The sequence below is a fragment of the Chromobacterium sp. FG89 genome (assembly GCF_057808735.1).
This window is the reverse complement of sequence record NZ_JBMDIQ010000064.1, coordinates 1-1,766: the sequence shown is the minus strand read 5'-3', so window position 1 is coordinate 1,766 and position 1,766 is coordinate 1. Positions and strand designations below refer to the sequence as shown.

The 1,766-nt window shown below is 67.7% G+C and carries 1 pseudogene; it reads left to right on the top strand.

The features are described 5' to 3' along the window. Nucleotides 1–1,766 (top strand): annotated as a pseudogene (locus ACODRW_RS24245) (hypothetical protein); the annotation flags it as partial.

The window sequence follows — 1,766 nt, the reverse complement described above, 5'->3', positions numbered from 1 at the left end:
CGGGTACTCAAAGAGATCAGTCCGTCGGGCATCGTCAAACGCTTCGAATACGACGGCTTCGGCAACCGCACGCTGCAAGTGGAAGCCGAAGGCAAGCCGGAACAGCGCACCACCCGCTACCAATACGACGCCAACAACCGGCTGATCCGCCAGACCAGCGACGCGCTGCCGATCTACACCCTGGACGGCGGCGAAGCCACGGTCAGCCCCAGCCAAAGCTGGCGCTACGACGCCGCCGGCCGGCAGATCGAATTCACCGACGCCAACGGCAAGATCACCCGCAGCCGCTACGACGCGCTGGGGCGCAAGGTGGCGGAGCGCAACGGCGACGGCGTGCTCCGCGAATGGGACTACGACGCGGCGGGCAACATCCTCGTCCTGCGCGTCTACGCCAGCCCAGTGGGCCTGCCGGCGGACGGCGGCGTGCCGGCGCCGGCGAATGCCGACGTTCGCGAAACCCGCTACGTCTACGACGGCAACAACCGCCTGATCGAAACCCGCCTGCCGGCGCAAAACGTCGGCCAGGGCGATGCGGCCAGCGGCCAGTACACAGTGGCGACCCAAGACCTGATCAGCCGCCAGCGCTACGACGCCAACGGCAACCTGATGGAAAGCATTGACGCCCGCGGCGGCAGCCAACGTCACTACTACGACCGCGCCGGCCGCAAACTGCTGAGCGTCGACGCCGCCGGCTACGTCATCGCCTGGGACTACGACGCCGCCGGCCGGGCCATCCGCGAAACCCGCTACGCCAGCGCCCTGAGCGGCGCTTACGACAGCGCCACCCCGTTGGACACGCTGCGTCAGCAACTCAAGCCCCACGCCGACGACCGCGTGCGCGAAACCGACTACGACCGGATGGGCCGCATCAGCGTCGAGCGCAGCCTCGGCGTCCAGATAGCCAGCGCCGACGGCCAAAGCCAGAACGTGGTCACCGCCACCACCCGCTACCAGTACAACGCGCTGGGCAAGGTGACGCAAAAGACCGACGCCGCCGGCCAGGTCACCGACTGGCGTTACGACGCGCAAGGCCGGGAAACCCGACGTCAGGACGCCGCCTATACCGACTACGAAGGCCGCAGCGTGCGGCCGACCAGCGACAGCGAATACAACGGCCTGGACCAGCTCAGCCGCCAGATCCGTCGCGGCCTGGACGAGGCCAGCGAAGCCGACGACCAGATCGTGCGCTACCAATACGGCGCCGGCGGCCGGCTACTGAGCCAGACCGACGCGATGGGTAATGGCATCCGTTACGACTACGACGCCGCGGGTCAGCTGACCCGCAGCCAGCGGGCGCGACGTCAGGCCGACGGCAGCGAAGTCAACGACGTGACCGGTTACCGCTACGACGCGGCCGGCCGCCAGACCGAAAGACGCGACCAGGCGACCGGCATGCGCTTTGAAACGCGTTACAACACCTACGGCGAGATCGTGGGCAAACGCACCAGCGCCGATGGTCAGGGCGCGTGGCAGGAGTTCGCCGACTACGACGGCGCCGGCCGGGTGTTTCGTCGCAATGAAGGCGGGGTGACGCGCGCCTACCTGTACGACGCCAACGGCAACGCCACGCTGCAGATCGAATCGGACAGCGTGGACCTGAGGCAATTGAGCCGTGATCAGATCCTGGCGGCGATCAACCGGCCGGACAGCGGGCTGCGGTTGACGATCAGCGAATACGACGGCCGCAACCAACGGGTACAGACCAAACAGCCGAAGATGGTGAACGCGCGGGACCAGGCCTTGGTGCAGGCGGAGCGCTGGGTGAG